Origin of the sequence: Paenibacillus dauci (assembly GCF_000971985.1) — a bacterium.
Taxonomy (GTDB): domain Bacteria; phylum Bacillota; class Bacilli; order Paenibacillales; family Paenibacillaceae; genus Saccharibacillus; species Saccharibacillus dauci.
On sequence record NZ_KQ040799.1, the window covers coordinates 434640 to 451107 of the forward strand.

The following is a 16468-nucleotide window of genomic DNA, read 5'->3' on the forward strand; positions in this document are numbered from 1 at the left end:
AAATTGCTATTAAGCTGGAATTTCTGCAATGATTGCTTTTAGCATGGAAAAACCCATATGCACCGGACAGTAACGCTAGATCGACAAGCTGTACCGGCCCGGTGTTACACCGACCATACGGGTGAACAATCGTGTCAGGTGACTCTGGTCATAGAAGCCCGCTTCCAGAGCAATATCGGCGATTGGACGCTGACGGGCCAGCTCTGTTTTGGCATAATTGATCCGCAGTACATTCTGATACCGATGCGGTGGCAGATGATTCCATTGCTTGAACAGACGAATCAGATGGAAGCGGCTGATTCCCATCTCCTGTTCCAGCTGAGTGAGAGTAATTTTCTCATTAAAATGCGCATTTAGATAATCGCGAATCCGTCCTATGTATTTATGATCATGGCGATAAGAACGTTCGTGATTCATATCTCCAGGCTCTGCTCCCGTCAGTGCCTGCAGCAGTTCGATCAGTCCACTTTCTATTGTCAGCGCATTGTCCTGCTGTCGCAGCTGCTGCATGATTTGGCGAATATAATTTCTGCACATTTCATTTTTGCCATTAGACAGCAGATAGGGAATATCGATAGCTTCCATCTCTCGCTGCTCCAGTTCCTGCAGCCACTCCGGCTGGATAAATAGCATCTGATACTGCCAATCCAGTCCACGATCCGGATGACATGCATGCAGCATCTGCGGCGGAAAGCTGATCGCTCGCCCTTCCTCAACCAGCATGGATGTGCCATCACACCAGGCCTTCGTCTGTCCCCGTTCAATCCATCCCACTGAATATTCTTCATGAAAATGCTTATGATAAGCCAGATCGTCCGCTGTGCATTGTTTGGCTTCGAGAAAAGGCAAATCCGGATGACGGTAAAATGTCATATCAGCCACGGTACGCACCTCCTTTGACGAATAGTATGGATAGCAAAAAGCCGCCAGTCAAGGGGTTCCCCTGACCAGCGGCCGGATTGTACGATCATTCCCATACCTATGGGCACTGTGGATGATACTTATACGATTCTGGATAACGGTAAATGGTATTACTTGTCTGCTCTATTCCTGCAAAGCATTCAGGATCAGACTGTTCACATAGGAGTTGAAGATCAGCCCTACATGATAGACACCAGCGATACGGATGTTGTTCGCACCATCCACAATGGACAGATAGTTGCTGACAACCTGATCATTGATGCTGTAGATGGAAGTCATATTAATACCTGCAGGTGCTGTACCTGTCGTCAGGCGGTTGGCTCCACCGAGTGTGATCAGCTTGTCGACTTTCTCTGCGCCGCCGTAGTTGAGAATATAGTACAGACTGTTGGCGCCGCCCATGCTGTGAGCGATAATATTAACTTTGGAGCTGCCTGTTCTGGCAAGAATATCATCCACCATACTGCGGATAGCTGGAGCATTCATAACCTGTGTACCATTTTTGCTTGGTAGATCGATAGAGTACAGCTCATCTTGCGTCCATCCCTGGCTCAGCAGGTAGCTCTTGATATACATAAAGTTGCTGGATGATCCTCCCAATCCATGCACAAAAAGAACCGGTGTGTGGGTAGTTGCGGCTGAAGCCTGTGTAGTAAATACCGGCAGGCAGAAAATAGTGGACAGCAGGGCTGCCAACATAGTGAACTTGATTGTAGTCATAAAATTACGCATATTTTTTATTGCTCCCATTCTGTATGATTTGAATAAATATGTATTATTTGCGTACTGTTGATTCTTATATACACCACCAATCAATTTAGGAATAAAACGAACAAATTAAATATAAAGTAAAACTTTATATTTGTCAATTGATGTAATAAATAGGATTGTGTCCTTGATTTCACCAGATCAAAACTGCCAGTGACAACGAACACATATTTAATAGTAATAAAAAACCGCTGAAGACTTTGCTTCAGCGGTTTCGTATATTCATACTGTTTTGATTCATACTTACGGACGAAGATTACGAATCGTGAATTCGAACTCCAGATCCTGATCTGCCGGAATCTGGTACTCTTCATGTACCGGCGCTCCCCAGCTGTCGTCACCGCCGACACCCATTTGCTTGCCGGCTACCGTAACGACCGTATAATGAACTTCAGGCAGCTCGTAGACATGGGCTGCACTTTCCAGTTCCAGCGCTGTGTACGGGGAAATATTGCATTCCACCGGCGCAGAAGCCGGAGCTGTCAGACGCAGACCATACTGCTCGTCATTCATGATATCGACCCGGCGTACTCCTGTACGATTGCCCGATTCCTGAGGAACCACATAACCGGACACATTATCAGCTGCATCATTGCGGAAATGTCCCAATCTTGCTCCAAAGGCGCGATCAATATAGTTCTCATCCGGTCCCATGGCATACCAGTCCAGATGATGGTAGTCTGCCGGAATCTTGAAGGACAGTGCCACAATCGGCAGATTCGGCAGTCCTGCAGCGCCGGTATAGCGTGATTTCACCTGCAAGCTTCCATTCGAATGCACCGTATAGGCTGTTGTCATACGCACATCTGTATGGATACTGAACATGTACTGGAATGTGACTGTGACACGATCCTGCTCCTGCTGGAGTTCCACGTGAGTACAGCGTCGTGCGAGGCTAGCTGCCAGCCATGCTCCGGAAGTGTAGCCTTGAGCAGTTCCTTTGTCATTATCGGTTGTGGCACGCCAGAACATCGGTACTGGCGGAGCAGCGATATATTCACGTCCACCGTAACGCAGGGATGTCAGGCTGCCGGCTCCTTTGGAGAACATAATACTGTATCCATTGCCGTGAACACCGATATTCACATCTCCTTCAGCGACACGCATCTCTCCTGAAGATACAGGAACATCCTGCTCGCCTTCTACTACAAATACATACTCGCCGAAGGATACTTCATATCCTGATTCCGCCCACAACTGATCTGCTTTCAGTACCAGCGATGTGTGGATCGCATACTCACCTGGTTGGCCGGAGACATCCGGCATTTTCACTTCTACATAACCTTCCTGTCCGGCAGCTACCTGTACATCCATCAGCATCTCATAGATCTGTACCCCATTGCGGTTCAAGCGATACAGTAGCTGATAGGCATCTGTTCCTTCAAACAGATTCTCGTTACGTACATGTACTCCGCCCTGATCGGGAGTCAGCTTGATATTCTGGTAAAGGAATTTCACTTCCTGCATTTTTGGAGATACTTGGCGATCCGCATACACGATTCCGTCTGTACAGAACCCGTAATCGGTTGCGCGGTCATCATAGTCTCCGCCATAAGCCAGATATTCGACGCCGTAGCGATTTTTCTTCATAACGGCCTGATCGATATAATCCCAGATAAAGCCGCCCTGGTACATATCGTATTTATTTTCCAGCTCCGTGTATTTGTGCATGCCGCCGACAGAGTTGCCCATGGCATGCATATATTCACAGCTAATATACGGCTTGGATGGATTGCTGTTCAGATATTCTTCGATATCAGCCGGTTTAGCATACATCCGGCTCTCCATATCGCTGGTGGCATCGTAATCACGATTGTGGAATACACCTTCATAATGTACCAGGCGTGTTGGATCTTTTTCCCGGAAATAATCCGCTACATTCAGGATCACCTGACCGGCATAGGATTCGTTACCACAGGACCAGATCAGAATCGATGGATGGTTTTTGTCACGTTCTACCATCGAGATCGCCCGATCCATAACGATGTCCTGCCATTCCGGCAGATTGCCCGGGATATTCCAGGACGGCTCTACAGCGCCCATCTTCTGCCAGGAGCCGTGTGTCTCCAGATTCATCTCGTCGATCAGGTAAATGCCATACTCGTCGCATAGCTCGTACCAGCGCGTCTGGTTTGGATAGTGAGAGGTACGCACCGCATTCATATTGTTCTGCTTGATCGTACGGATATCCCATAGCATATCTTCTTCGGTTACCGCACGTCCGGTACGACAGTTGAACTCATGGCGGTTCACACCTTTGAAGACAATACGCTTGCCATTGAGATGCATCACCTTATTGATCATCTCAAATCGGCGGAAGCCGACACGCTGTGGAATAACCTCCACCACTTCACCAGCCGCATTGTAGACCGTGATATAGAGTGTGTACAGATAAGGATGCTCTGCGCTCCAGGCAGTTACCGTCTCTAGCTTAGCTTCAAAAGAAGCCTGTGCTCCACCGGCAGTATCCGTGAATGTACTCTCACCGGAGCAGACAATCTGTCCTGCATGATCATGCAGCTCTAGCCCAACGCGTGCACCTGCAGAAGGTTGTCCCTGCTCCAGTGTCAGCTTCACATCCAGCTGGCCTTGTGTATACTGATCGTCCAGCCCGGCATTTACATGCAGATCACGCACATGCACTTCCGGCACCGTGTACAGATATACATCGCGGAAAATACCGGAGAAGCGCCAGAAATCCTGATCTTCCAGCCATGCTCCCGTACTGCGCTGGTATACTTCGACGGCCAGCTTATTTTCGCCCTCCTGTATGTACGGAGTCAGATCAAAATCCGACGGTGTAAAGCTGTCTTCGCTGTAACCGACAAATTGTCCGTTTAGCCATACATAAAATGCTGATTCCACACCCTGGAAGGAAATATAGACAGGCTGTCCCGCTTTCATATTTTCCGGTAAAGAAAAATGCTTCACATAACTGCCTACCGGATTGGACTCCTGCGAGATCATCGGTGGACGCAGATTCTCCTGACCATCCCATGGATACATTGTATTCACATACTGCATTTGTCCATACCCTTGCGTCTGGATATGACCCGGTACCTGAATATCTCCCCAGCCTGCACAGGCAAAACCCTGCTCATAGAATCCCTGCGGACGGCTGGACGGATTCACCGCATAATTGAACTTCCAGCTACCATTTAGACTATGACGCCACTCCATTGCTCCGCGTGTTTGAGCCTGTGCCAGCGTCGCATAATATTTATGATCGGAGTACGCCCATAACCGATTTACCGCAAATACACTTACATCACTGAGCCAATCCAGTGAAGGAGAGGTTACTCTATCCTGTACCCATGTCGTTTTATTCATATCTGATCACTCCATCCTATTTGTTTCAGTCATTTTTATTATATATTTCTCTGCACTGCACTTTTAATATAATAAAATCGCATCATGTATTGTTCCATATTCTCATACAAACTATATAGTTCATTCTTAAAAAGCTCTTTTGGCTGTGTCTATTCCTGTATTTGCATGACCTGACTCTCTTGTTCATACAGCATGTTATACCAACGAATTTGCCAAATAATCATATTGAAGGGTCGGATATTTTTCCTGTCAAAGGAAATTCAATATATCCGACCCTTCACGGCAGCTCTTCAACACAGCTATTTTACCAAAGCGGCTGAAGTACTGCATTTGCCTCTCTGTTTACCAAATCAGTTGTAATTATTTCACCGATCCTACCATACCTGCTACAAAGTGCTTCTGCATCAGGAAGAATACAAGCGCTGTTGGCAGTGTGGAAATTACGATCGCGATCATGATTACACCGTAATCCGGGGAATAACTGGAACCCAGATTGGAGATCAGTAGTGGAATCGTCTGATTCTCCGGTGTCTGCAGGATAACGAGCGGCCACAGATAGTTGTTCCAGCTGGACATAAAGGTAATGATCGCAGCTGCAGCATAGGATGTCTTCATCGTTGGCATATACACGCGGAAGAATAGTCCCAGCTCACTCAGTCCATCCATACGTCCGGCTTCCAGCAGATCTCTCGGGAACATCTTGGTACTCTGGCGGAAGAAGAAAATCAGGAATGCTGTAGTCATTGTTGGAATAACGACAGCTGCCGGTGTATCAATTCCGATAAACGGAATAAAGTTGGTGACTTGTCCCAACATCCGGTACAGCGGCACCATCAGGGCTGCAAACGGAATCATCATGGATAGCAGCAAAATGTTGAAGACAATGTCTTTGGCTTTACTGCGATATACTTCAAATCCATAACCGGCCAGCGAAGCGATCAGCATGGCCAGAATGGTCGTGGATATTGCGATTTTGGCGGAATTCCACATCGCATTCCAGATATCCACCGATTCAGTTAATTTGTGCAGGTTATCAATCAGATGTGCACCGGGCAGCAGTTTGCCTCCGGTCACTTCTACAGACAGGTTAGTCGAGCTGACGATCATCCAGAAGAACGGGAAGATCGAGACAAATGCAGCAACGATCAGGAACAGATACGTAAATGTTAATTTTGTTTTAGCCATTGCGCTCACCTGCCACTTTGAACTGGATAAAGGAAAGAATGATGATCATAATAACGATCGAATACGATACGGTTGCCGCATAACCAAAGTCCGGTGAATATTTAAAGGACAGGTTATAGATATACTGCGAGATACTCGTTGTCGCATTACCCGGTCCACCCTTGGTAATATTCACGACTTCATCGAACAGCTGCAGGGTACCGATCGTGGATGTGATCGATGTGAACAGAATGATTGGCTTGAGCAGTGGTACCGTGATGCTGAAGAACTGACGAATTGCTGAAGCACCATCGATACGGGCTGCTTCATAAATGGAACTGTCGATATTTTGCAGTCCCGACAGATAGAAGATCATGTTATAGCCGGTCCAGCGCCAAGTAATAGCGATAATAATCGTTACTTTTGCCCAGAATGGATCAGTGATCCAATCGATAGGGGTATTCGTAAGGTGCAAGTTGAGCAGCATCGCATTAACCAGTCCGTCCGAAGAGAACAGGTATTTGAACACAACCGCATAAGCAACGAGCGATGTAATACACGGCAGGAAGATCGCCGTACGGAAGAATCCTTTGAATTTCAGGTTTTTATCGTTCAGCAGTACCGAGATGAACAGTGCCAGAATGACCATAAGCGGAACCTGGAAAATCAGATAAATGAATGTATTTTTGACGGCTGTGAGGAACATGCTGTCTGTGAACAGTCGTGTATAGTTATCAAAGCCGTTAAATTTCAAGTTCATGCCTGTTCCTGTCTGGAAAGACAGAATCAGTGCCTGGATCATTGGATAGAAAAAGAAGATAAAAATCAGTAATGCGGCAATTCCAACGAACGTCCAGCCCGTTATGCCTTCTTTCACACGATTGCCCATCCGGGCGCGAGTCGCTTTTTTGCCTGTATTCAGAGCAGGATCTGCTGTCTTCATATCGTCTCATCTCCCTCATATCGCCGGTTTGCCTTATCTGTATGGTTTGCTTACCTGCGGGTTGTTCACCTATCCATATACCTATCCATAAGGAAAAATAAAACCTTGAACGTTTAAGCCCAAGGTTTTATCTCCCGATTCATTCATGCTGTTGATGAATTATTTCAGCTGGGCTTCAGCCTGTGCCTGTACATCTTTCATCATTGTATCTACATCTTTGCTGCCGTTCAGATAGTTTTGTACTTCTACCGCCATGATATCTTCGATTGCATACGTATGCAGACCGTAGTTGACGTTAGGTACTTCTTTTGTCCATTTTGCAAAATCAGCGTATACTTTTTGTCCACCGAAGAACTCGTCCGGTTTGTCATACGCTTCGTTCTCGGAAGATGTTTTCAGTGTACCGATGATACCGATTTTGGTCAGCATATCCTGATACAGATCTTTATCCGAACCAAATGTGGATTTCAGGAAGTCTGCTGCAGTGTCCTGTCCGTCTACGTTCATAACATACCAGGAAGCACCACCAATGTTGGAAGCATGTACAGAGTTAGCTACACCTTTGAGTACAGGGAATGGGATAACTGCCCATTTACCGGATTGGGAAGCTTCAGCTTTGACAGATGGTGTGATCCAGTTACCTGTAGGTACGGAAGCAACTGCGCCGCTGTTGAATGCAGCCAGGAATTGGCTCCAGTCGGAATTGGCTTTAACGATATTCGCATCATACATCGCTTTGTAGGTTTCCAAAGCTTTTTTCAGAGCTTCGTTACCTGCGATATTAGGAGTTTTACCGTCTTCTTTCAGGTACCAGCTGCCTGCGGACTGAATCATGGAACGGATCAGACCAAGGTCATTTGGATCCTGTGTCAGCATGTCTTTGCCTGTTGCCGCTTTTACTTTTTTACCGATTTCGATAAATTGATCCCAATCGATGTTTTGCAGATCAGCTACTTTGTAGCCCGCTTGTTCCAGATAATCTGTACGTACATACAGACCGGTTACACCGGAATCGAAAGGTACGCCGTATTGCTTGCCTTCATAGCCAGTAGGACCAGCTTTGTAGTCGGCAAAGTCAGTAGCTTTGATCGAAGAAGACATATCACGGAAAGCGTCTGGATACGCTTGCAGGAATCCCTGTGAGCGATAATCCTCGATCAGTACAATGTTTGGCAAGCCTTTAGTTGTACCGGAGTTAAGACCCGTGTTCAGTTTTTGCACGATATCAGCCTGCGCATTTTCCACGATGTTGATCTTCACATCAGGATGTGCCGCCATATATTTCTCTTTTGCCAGATTCAATGCGGCAATGTTAAAGTTCGGATCCCATGCCCAGACAGTAATTTCTTTTTTACCCGGGTCAGAGCTCGCGTTACCGCCACCGCCGGAACATGCGGACAATAACAGTACGCTTGCCAGTAAAAGGAACATCAATTTTTTCATTCTGTTCAACCCCTGCTCTTTGTATGATGTGCATCTGTATACCACGTTATCCCGGATGGGAATGCGCCGGTATGGAAGCATTACGGCTTTCATGCAATGCCTGAACGTTGTGTCTCGCCAAGTTGAAAGCGTTTGCTTGTTTATGAATTTATCTTATCATCACGCTCTGTTCTCCCGTTAGGAATATCTTTGTACGGATTTGTGATATCGTTGGTTCTCTTTAAAATGATAGCGTTATCATTTGTACTTTTTTTAGGTATTGGTAAAATTTTAATATATTGAACTGTAATAAATGTAAACGGATACTTTTATGTAAATAAAATGGAACTCCTACTTTGCTTCGCTTTAACGTATGTTCTGCTTGTAACACTTATTACGCTTGTTGTACCTTTTTGAATGGCTTCAAATGTTTTCTTGCCTAAAGCTCAACTTCAACTCCTCTTACACCGGAGTTAATTTCCTAGCAAAAAAAGACCGGATCCAGGCATATATCTTCCTGGATCCGGTCTTTTGGCAGATGCATCGTGAAATCTGTTCGGATTGCTGCACATGGCTGTATAGATTCCACAGCACATTGATCTATTCTGCTGTGAATACTTACTACAAATTATGATATCCTGCTTGAATGTTACACTTATTTTTTGACTTCTCCGGTAATATTGCCAAATCGACCTGGTGCCTGATTGCTGCCTGCACCTGTGGCTGGCGCAGCCGGACTGATATATCCGGAACGCGTCGCGCCAGTAATGGGCAGGGTATCATAGAAAGCGACCCGGCCTGTGATGCTTGGCGTTGTACCTGCCTGTGATGCCATTACATAAGGCAGGAAGAAGATAGGCGAAGTGGAAGTCTGGTTCATGTTCAGCTTGGCTGTCCATACTAATTCACTATGATTATCCTGCATTTCATAATACGAGATGACATCGCCGCGCTGCTCAAAGAACGGGAAACTTTGTCCTTCCGGGAAATAATACGTATAGCCTGCATTGCTGTCGTCCGACGGTGCATAGCTTTTCAGCTTGCTGATTCGCGGCATACTCACTGCTGCTTCGCGACCCAGCGCCAGGTTGTTTCCATTGGCCTGCTGGATAAGCTGTGGTGGCGTTTTGGCCACATAGACTGTACGGCTTGCAGGATTCCAGCTGACTGCTGCTTGTGCAGCTTCTGCCAGGAAACGCAGCGGTACCATCGCACGTCCACTTCGTAGGGACGGCGCAACCGGCAGAGTCACGGTACGGTCACCGATCGTCGCTGTTGTCTGTCCGATCACCAGTTTGATTACCGTACCATCCTGGCTGACCGTCACCGTCTGGGTTGTATTATTCCAAATTGTTGAATTACCTGGTATGTACTGCAGGGCTTTGATTGGTATCATAGTGGTGCCCTTTTCCACATACGGTTCTACGCCGGCATATACCGTTGAATTATTAACGATAACCTGAATATCGGGAACAGCGGCCTGTACGGTTCCTGCTCCTATACCGAGAGCTACTACCACTGATAATGCCAGTCTGGAAAATGCTTTGATCATATCCGATTCCTCCATTGATCATCATACAGTCAGTTGTACATTATTAAACCAAACAAACTTCAATTCCACATGCCACTTTTATCTTACCACCTTTCATGCCTTAACTACTAATTGAGCGAAGTATTCGCTATACTTTACCGGCAAAGCATGTAACCCCGTAGATTCGCACTTAACCGGTCTGTAACTCTTTTCCATCTTTTTCATTTTACAATGAGATCGACAGTCCAACTGTCGGGATACACATTCAAATGAATCCTTTTGGAAGAATGAGTCATGAACCGCTGCCGTCCACCCAATCTCTCATTCTGTTAACAGCACTTATTTTCTCCGGGTCGGTACGCCTATGATTTCCGCGATACCGGATTTGGCGTATAAGTAACAATAAAAGGACAGACGGAACAGAGAAATTGTTTCCGATTCGGAGGTTTTTTTCTCTGATGCCTGTGTTGGATTCACTTCATTTTCATGGTCGAGACAGGAATGGCCTGTGCTCGGCCATTCTTATTTTCTGGTATACAGCCGATATAATACAGTAACTATGTTATATTCATACCTGTATCTCAGGTCATTGCCAGTGTTAGAGGACAGCCCGGCTCAGCCGCAGGTATAATAAAGGTGAAAGGGGCCTATCCATGAAAATGATGAAATTAATCGGTCTGTGCATGCTCCTTCTGATCGTATCCGGCTGCAGCCAGATTGTCTCTCCCGGCGACCTGCTGCACGCTCCGAATCGTACCAATGAAGAGCAGACGTTATTCAAAGCCGTACAGCCTTTTCTTCCTGCCGGATACCGGCTGACCATACCCGCCTCCTATGATCAGGGCAGTGCCATTCGTCTGGCTGATCTGGATGGAGACGGACAACAGGAATTAATCGCCTTTTACAAAAAAAGCCAGCTTGATTATGAAATTAATGTACTTATTTTGCATCAGCAAAACGGAATATGGGAACAAGCTGATCTTATTACACATAGCGGACTGAATATTGACTATGTCGGGATTCTTCCGGTAGCCAGCCAGAAATCTCCCTATTTGCTGCTTGGATTTGCCGGTGGGGGAAACGGACTGCCCAAAGAACTGTATGTATACTCCTACAGTAATTTCAAAGCTTCCCAGGTATTTAATCGTACCTACGATCTTATAGCTGTAGGAGATATGGATGGAAGCGGACTGTCACAAATCGCTCTCGTTCCTCCCTTTGAAAATGTAACGAATTCTCAAAATCCTGCAGAACTTAATTCACAGATACTTCTGTTTGGCAGTCAGGACGGCAAGATTATCAAGCTTGCTTCACGTAATGTAGATGGAATGGTGACCAGCATGCAGATGAGACGGGCCGCAGCCAACAACCGTACGGGACTGTTCCTAAGTATACCGGCAGGAACTCACTCTTCTTATACCGCCCTGCTTGTATGGGATAAGCATACGTTAGCAAATGTTCTGACCTCTTCGGGTTCTGTATCGGGTGCAATTGCCGAACGGAAGCCTCTTCCATTGAGCAAACCGGATGACAGTACTGCTCCGGTTCATATGGATAAGGTATCTGCCACCGAATACCCAACAGAGAGCAAAGATGTGAACCGTGATGGGATTACCGAGACAGTGTTGCTAACCGTACCACTGGGTACAGGAAATATGCCACCGCTGGTCATACCCTACATTAGTACGTACTATCAATGGGATGGAGATCGGCATCTGACCTTTATACAGGATCGGTTTGAACAATGGGGTTATGATTTCCGTATTCCGGATCGCTGGCTGGGACAGTATCGTATTCAGCTTTCGGACAATGCAGTCAATGCACAAAACGAGATTCGTTTTATTTATCCAAAAAGCGGCCAGCCTACCGCAGATCTGCTCGTTCTGCGGCAGATTCCCCAGTCAGACTGGAAAATTCTCGAAGAGAAGCTCAAAAAACAGAAAGAAGCCTATGTGGTCCTAAAACATATCAGTGCGGCAATGACCGGGACTACTCCTCAGGTTAGTGTCGCCTTGCTGCCCAACCACAGCAGCCATTTGACAGGAGAAGCCCTGCAGCAGTATAAAAAGCTTCGTCTAAATGTATCCGAAGTTCTGCTGCTGGCAGGCAATAACGGGGTTATTCCGGGAAAGGAGGCGCAGTAAGTGAAAGTGCTCATACTTGAAGACGAAAAACCGATTCGTGATTTTGTACGGATCAATCTCAAACGCGCCGGCTTTGACGTTGTCGAAGCCGCAACCGGTGAAGATGCGCTGACCACTATTCATACCCACTCCGATATTGATATGGCTGTGCTTGATGTGATGCTGCCAGGAATCAGCGGACTGGAAGTATGTTCTTCCCTGCGCAGACTCAATTCCCGGATGGGCATTATTATGCTAACTGCCAGAGGACAAGAGAATGACAAGATTCATGGACTGGATCTGGGGGCTGATGATTATATAGTCAAACCTTTCAGTCCCGGAGAACTTGTTGCCAGATTGAACTCCTTGTATCGGCGTCTTCGCCCGGCTGAAGAGATTCCGGAAGAACATGTACTGATCAGTCATCCATTTCAGCTGCTGCTCGATCAGCGTAAACTGATGCGTGGCGAGCAGACGATTCTTTTGACTCCCAAAGAATTCGATATTCTACGACTGCTTATGGAGAATCCCAACAAGGCCATACACCGTGATGATATCCTGAATGAAGTGTGGGGCAACTTTTTTACAGGTGATATGAAGACGGTAGACGTAAATATTCGTCGGATCCGTCAGAAGATTGAAAAGGATGATGCGCATCCCGAATATATAGAGACTGTATGGGGATATGGTTATCTCTGGAGGAAGGACACGCATCATGAAAGGAATTAAAGCCAGACTGCTATTTCAGATTGGTGTGCTGCTGCTGGCTATCGTACTGTTGCTGGAAGCTGTATTTGCCTTTGCGGTGTACTCGTATTATTTCAGCAGCGCAAGACAGATCATGCAGTCACGCGCAGTAACGGCGACTACCTTTTCCAATCAATTCATGGATGGATATCCGCTGGCTGACCGGGCGCGATATATTTTGGAGAATCTGGTTGCTAATGAGAACAGTCGGGTAGAAGTATTAAACCTGGAAGGCCAGACCGTGATCGACTCCTATGGATTCTCTTCCCCCGAGCATATTGATACCGAGGATGTACAGACAGCGCTACAGGGAGGCATCGGTAATTATACCGGCTTCTCTCCGCTGTTTGAGCAGCGAATTATGGCAGTATCCAGCCCACTTACCAGTTCCGGTCAGGTAATCGGCGTGCTGCGCTTTTCTGTATCTACAGAGCCACTGTATAAGGCTGTATTTATATTGATCGGCTGGGCAGTTGCGATTGGGATCGTCGTTATCGTATTGGGCTTTGCTTTTAGCCTGATTATTGCACGGCGAATCATCGATCCGGTCAAAGAACTGACTGTCATTTCTCGTCAAATGGCTACAGGTGATTTCTCCGCCAGAGCAGTTCGTAAATATAATGATGAAGTGGGTACACTCGCTGATTCGCTTAATCATATGAATGAAGAACTCTCCAAAAGTGAAAAGATGAAAAATGATTTTATCTCCACTGTCTCTCATGAGCTGCGAACTCCACTGACCTCTATCAAGGGGTGGGGCGAGACACTGGTTGTCGGTGGCCTGGAAGACGAAGAAGAGACCCTGTTGGGACTTGAGGTGATTAACGGGGAGACCGAGCGATTGATCGGACTGGTAGAAGACCTGCTCGACTTTTCCAAATATCAGTCTGGTGAAATCCAGCTGCGCCGTACAGCCACCGATCTGCATAAGCTGCTTCGAGAGGTGGAGCTTCAATACAGCTACACCGGCAACAAACGCAATGTAACACTTCAGACAGATTTAACCCGGGAAATGCTGCCGATAGAAGCAGATTTGAATCGGCTCAAGCAAGTATTCGTGAATCTGATCGATAATGCTATCAAATTCTCCAAGCAAAATGGAGTAGTGCTACTGACTGCTCTGCGCCAGGAGAGACAGGTCTGTATCACTGTACAGGATTATGGAGAAGGTATACCGCTGGAAGACATGGATAAGATCGGAGAACGCTTTTACAAAGGCCGTTCCAAAATGTCCGGCAGCGGACTCGGACTCGCTATCAGCAAAGAGATTGTTCGTCTGCATAACGGACAGCTCCGTATCGAAAGCGAGTACGGTACTGGAACTACCATAACCGTGACCCTGCCCCTGCTACCAGAGGACTTGTTGCCAGAAGATAATCGTAATGATTGACTTTGAATTATAATTAATGAGGCCAAGATACCAAGATACCAAGATACCAAGATACCAAGATACCAAGATACCAAGATACCAAGATACCAAGATACCAAGATACCAAGATACCAAGATACCAAGATACCAAGATACCAAGATACCAAGATACCAAGATACCAAGATACCAAGATACCAAGATACCAAGATACCAAGATACCAAGATACCAAGATACCAAGATACCAAGATACCAAGATACCAAGATACCAAGATACCAAGATACCAAGATACCAAGATACCAAGATACCAAGATACCAAGATACCAAGATACCAAGATACCAAGATACCAAGATACCAAGATACCAAGATACCAAGATACCAAGATACCAAGTCGCAATTATGCTTTGAACCTTATAGAGATGTCAAAAAAGCGCATGCAAAACTTAAATTTTGCATGCGCTTCTCTTATATTGTATATTCTAAACAAGCCAATTATTACACAAATGTATATTATTACATAAACGCAGCAAATAATCAATGCCCTATGTGATGATATTAGAGGAGGTTTATTTTGCAAAACTGGATTACAAGCTTTATGGAGGAATACGGATATATCGGAATAGCGCTTATTATTGCTTTGGAAAATGTCTTTCCACCGATCCCTTCGGAAATTGTACTTCCCTTCGGCGGTTTCATGACTACCAATTCTTCTCTGACGGTAATCGGCGTCATCATTGCTGCTACGATCGGTTCTGTAGCTGGAGCGGTCATTTTATATGGTATTGGCCGAGCACTGGATGTTGCACGTCTGGAGAAAATTATCGATCGTTGGGGACATATCCTGCGTATCAAAAAAGAAGATGTTCACCGTGCAGATGCCTGGTTTGATAAATATGGATACTGGACTGTTCTTTTTTGCCGAATGATCCCATTGGTGCGCAGTCTAATCTCTATCCCTGCCGGTATGTCCAATATGAAGTTTGGACTATTTCTGCTGTTCACTACAATCGGCACCGTGATCTGGAATACTATTCTAGTTACAGTTGGGGCCGCTCTTGGAGAGAACTGGCATTCCATCACGAACTTTATGGATATTTACTCTAATATTGCTTATGCGGTTATTGCTGTGGCAGGAATTTGTCTGATCATCTGGTTCGTACGTCGTAACAAAAAAGCCAGTGTTAAATAAACTCCAACTTGTATACAGGACAGTATGCTATCATTCAATAATCACTTTAAGCCCTCTCAAGCACTATTATCTTCATGACAATCAATATCTCATTACTATATTTGAATGATGTAATAGAACTGTTGGATAACAGAGTAGTCAAACTCGAACGAACAAATAAAGCACAAAAAAGCCGATTCCTAATTTAGTCATGGATCGGCTTTTTTGCACACCAGTCAGTCATTTAAAATATAAAAACACCTCTTCTACTGTTCACTTATGTCGTAAGACAAAAGAACAATAGGAGAGGTGTTTTGCTACATATAATGTCCTGAGAATATTCAAGCACATTATATATATTCAATCGGGATGACACGATTTGAACATGCGACCCCCTGGTCCCAAACCAGGTGCTCTACCAAGCTGAGCTACATCCCGATATACAGTAATAAAAATGGCGCGCCCTAAGAGATTCGAACTCCTGGCCTTTTGATTCGTAGTCAAACGCTCTATCCAGCTGAGCTAAGGGCGCATATTGGAGCGGACGACGGGAATCGAACCCGCGACCCTCGCCTTGGCAAGGCGATGCTCTACCGCTGAGCCACGTCCGCAAACAAATTAATCCTTACAAAAAACAATATTGATAACCAATCCGGCTATCAATGTCATTCCACTATGTATTCACTAATGAATAACTTAGAAAAAATGGCGGAACCGACGGGATTTGAACCCGCGATCTCCTGCGTGACAGGCAGGCATGTTAACCCCTACACCACGGTTCCAAAACTATTGCGGGGACAGGATTTGAACCTGTGACCTTCGGGTTATGAGCCCGACGAGCTACCGGACTGCTCCACCCCGCGTCGTCATACAAAATATCTATGGTGGAGACTGAGGGGATCGAACCCCCGACCCTCTGCTTGTAAGGCAGATGCTCTCCCAGCTGAGCTAAGTCTCCATAAATATGACCCGTAGGGGATT

At 45.9% G+C, this 16468-nt stretch carries 11 protein-coding genes and 6 tRNA genes; 4 read left to right on the top strand and 13 right to left on the bottom strand.

Translation table 11 applies throughout. The features are described 5' to 3' along the window. Window positions 1-75: 75 nt before the first annotated feature. The 7 genes from WH46_RS05310 to WH46_RS05340 all read right to left on the bottom strand — a co-directional run bounded on the left by WH46_RS05310 (window position 76) and on the right by WH46_RS05340 (window position 10100). Window positions 76-873, bottom strand: coding sequence for a helix-turn-helix transcriptional regulator (locus tag WH46_RS05310; RefSeq protein WP_231584297.1), 798 nt, complete (start codon window positions 871-873; stop codon window positions 76-78). A 171-nt stretch (window positions 874-1044) separates the two neighbouring features. Next, the gene (locus tag WH46_RS05315; RefSeq protein ID WP_082208314.1) at window positions 1045-1653 is read right to left on the bottom strand and encodes an esterase/lipase family protein; all 609 of its coding nucleotides are present in this window, start codon (window positions 1651-1653) and stop codon (window positions 1045-1047) included. Between the two features lie 279 nt (window positions 1654-1932). Next, window positions 1933-5019, bottom strand: coding sequence for a beta-galactosidase, LacZ type (locus WH46_RS05320; RefSeq protein WP_046225971.1), 3087 nt, complete (start codon window positions 5017-5019; stop codon window positions 1933-1935). 360 nt (window positions 5020-5379) lie between these two features. Then, on the bottom strand, window positions 5380-6204 hold the full coding sequence (locus tag WH46_RS05325; protein WP_017813925.1) for a carbohydrate ABC transporter permease: 825 nt from the start codon (window positions 6202-6204) through the stop codon (window positions 5380-5382). After that, complete coding sequence (locus tag WH46_RS05330; RefSeq protein WP_017813924.1) at window positions 6197-7126, bottom strand: carbohydrate ABC transporter permease; 930 nt, start codon at window positions 7124-7126, stop codon at window positions 6197-6199. The genes WH46_RS05325 and WH46_RS05330 overlap by 8 nt, the downstream gene beginning before the upstream one ends. Window positions 7127-7285: 159 nt before the next feature. Then, window positions 7286-8569 (bottom strand): ABC transporter substrate-binding protein, encoded by a 1284-nt coding sequence (locus tag WH46_RS05335; protein ID WP_046225972.1) that lies wholly within the window; start codon window positions 8567-8569, stop codon window positions 7286-7288. A gap of 634 nt (window positions 8570-9203) precedes the next feature. Further along, window positions 9204-10100 (bottom strand): copper amine oxidase N-terminal domain-containing protein, encoded by an 897-nt coding sequence (locus WH46_RS05340; protein ID WP_017813922.1) that lies wholly within the window; start codon window positions 10098-10100, stop codon window positions 9204-9206. Window positions 10101-10732: 632 nt separating this feature from the next. Between WH46_RS05340 and WH46_RS05345 the strand changes: the two genes are divergently transcribed. From WH46_RS05345 to WH46_RS05365, 4 genes are all read left to right on the top strand, one after another. After that, window positions 10733-12223, top strand: a complete 1491-nt coding sequence (locus WH46_RS05345; protein ID WP_046225973.1) for a hypothetical protein — start codon at window positions 10733-10735, stop codon at window positions 12221-12223. Further along, window positions 12224-12931: a response regulator transcription factor gene (locus tag WH46_RS05350; protein ID WP_017813920.1), complete on the top strand. Its 708-nt coding sequence runs from the start codon at window positions 12224-12226 to the stop codon at window positions 12929-12931. It abuts the gene before it with no gap. Continuing rightward, the gene (locus WH46_RS05355; RefSeq protein ID WP_046225974.1) at window positions 12918-14339 is read left to right on the top strand and encodes a sensor histidine kinase; all 1422 of its coding nucleotides are present in this window, start codon (window positions 12918-12920) and stop codon (window positions 14337-14339) included. Before WH46_RS05350 ends, WH46_RS05355 begins: the two co-directional genes overlap by 14 nt. A 551-nt stretch (window positions 14340-14890) precedes the next feature. Then, window positions 14891-15508, top strand: coding sequence for a DedA family protein (locus tag WH46_RS05365; protein WP_046225975.1), 618 nt, complete (start codon window positions 14891-14893; stop codon window positions 15506-15508). Window positions 15509-15851: 343 nt separating this feature from the next. Here the strand turns inward: WH46_RS05365 and WH46_RS05370 are convergent. From WH46_RS05370 to WH46_RS05395, 6 genes are all read right to left on the bottom strand, one after another. After that, window positions 15852-15925, bottom strand: a tRNA-Pro gene (locus WH46_RS05370). Window positions 15926-15942: 17 nt separating this feature from the next. Beyond that, window positions 15943-16019 (bottom strand) — tRNA-Arg (locus WH46_RS05375). Between the two features lie 4 nt (window positions 16020-16023). Further along, window positions 16024-16098 (bottom strand) — tRNA-Gly (locus WH46_RS05380). A 95-nt stretch (window positions 16099-16193) separates the two neighbouring features. Further along, a tRNA-Asp gene (locus WH46_RS05385) sits at window positions 16194-16269 on the bottom strand. Between the two features lie 7 nt (window positions 16270-16276). Then, a tRNA-Met gene (locus tag WH46_RS05390) sits at window positions 16277-16350 on the bottom strand. Between the two features lie 19 nt (window positions 16351-16369). Then, window positions 16370-16445: transfer RNA gene (locus WH46_RS05395), tRNA-Val, on the bottom strand. Window positions 16446-16468 lie beyond the last annotated feature (23 nt).

Excerpts from the sequence above, each read along its gene's own strand:
- WH46_RS05355 (WP_046225974.1), top strand. The coding sequence starts at position 12,918 with ATGAAAGGAATTAAAGCCAGACTGCTATTTCAGATTGGTGTGCTGCTG.
- WH46_RS05315 (WP_082208314.1), bottom strand. The coding sequence starts at position 1,653 with ATGCGTAATTTTATGACTACAATCAAGTTCACTATGTTGGCAGCCCTG.
- WH46_RS05345 (WP_046225973.1), top strand. The coding sequence starts at position 10,733 with ATGAAAATGATGAAATTAATCGGTCTGTGCATGCTCCTTCTGATCGTA.
- WH46_RS05335 (WP_046225972.1), bottom strand. The coding sequence starts at position 8,569 with ATGAAAAAATTGATGTTCCTTTTACTGGCAAGCGTACTGTTATTGTCC.
- WH46_RS05330 (WP_017813924.1), bottom strand. The coding sequence starts at position 7,126 with ATGAAGACAGCAGATCCTGCTCTGAATACAGGCAAAAAAGCGACTCGC.
- WH46_RS05340 (WP_017813922.1), bottom strand. The coding sequence starts at position 10,100 with ATGATCAAAGCATTTTCCAGACTGGCATTATCAGTGGTAGTAGCTCTC.
- WH46_RS05320 (WP_046225971.1), bottom strand. The coding sequence starts at position 5,019 with ATGAATAAAACGACATGGGTACAGGATAGAGTAACCTCTCCTTCACTG.
- WH46_RS05325 (WP_017813925.1), bottom strand. The coding sequence starts at position 6,204 with ATGGCTAAAACAAAATTAACATTTACGTATCTGTTCCTGATCGTTGCT.
- WH46_RS05310 (WP_231584297.1), bottom strand. The coding sequence starts at position 873 with ATGACATTTTACCGTCATCCGGATTTGCCTTTTCTCGAAGCCAAACAA.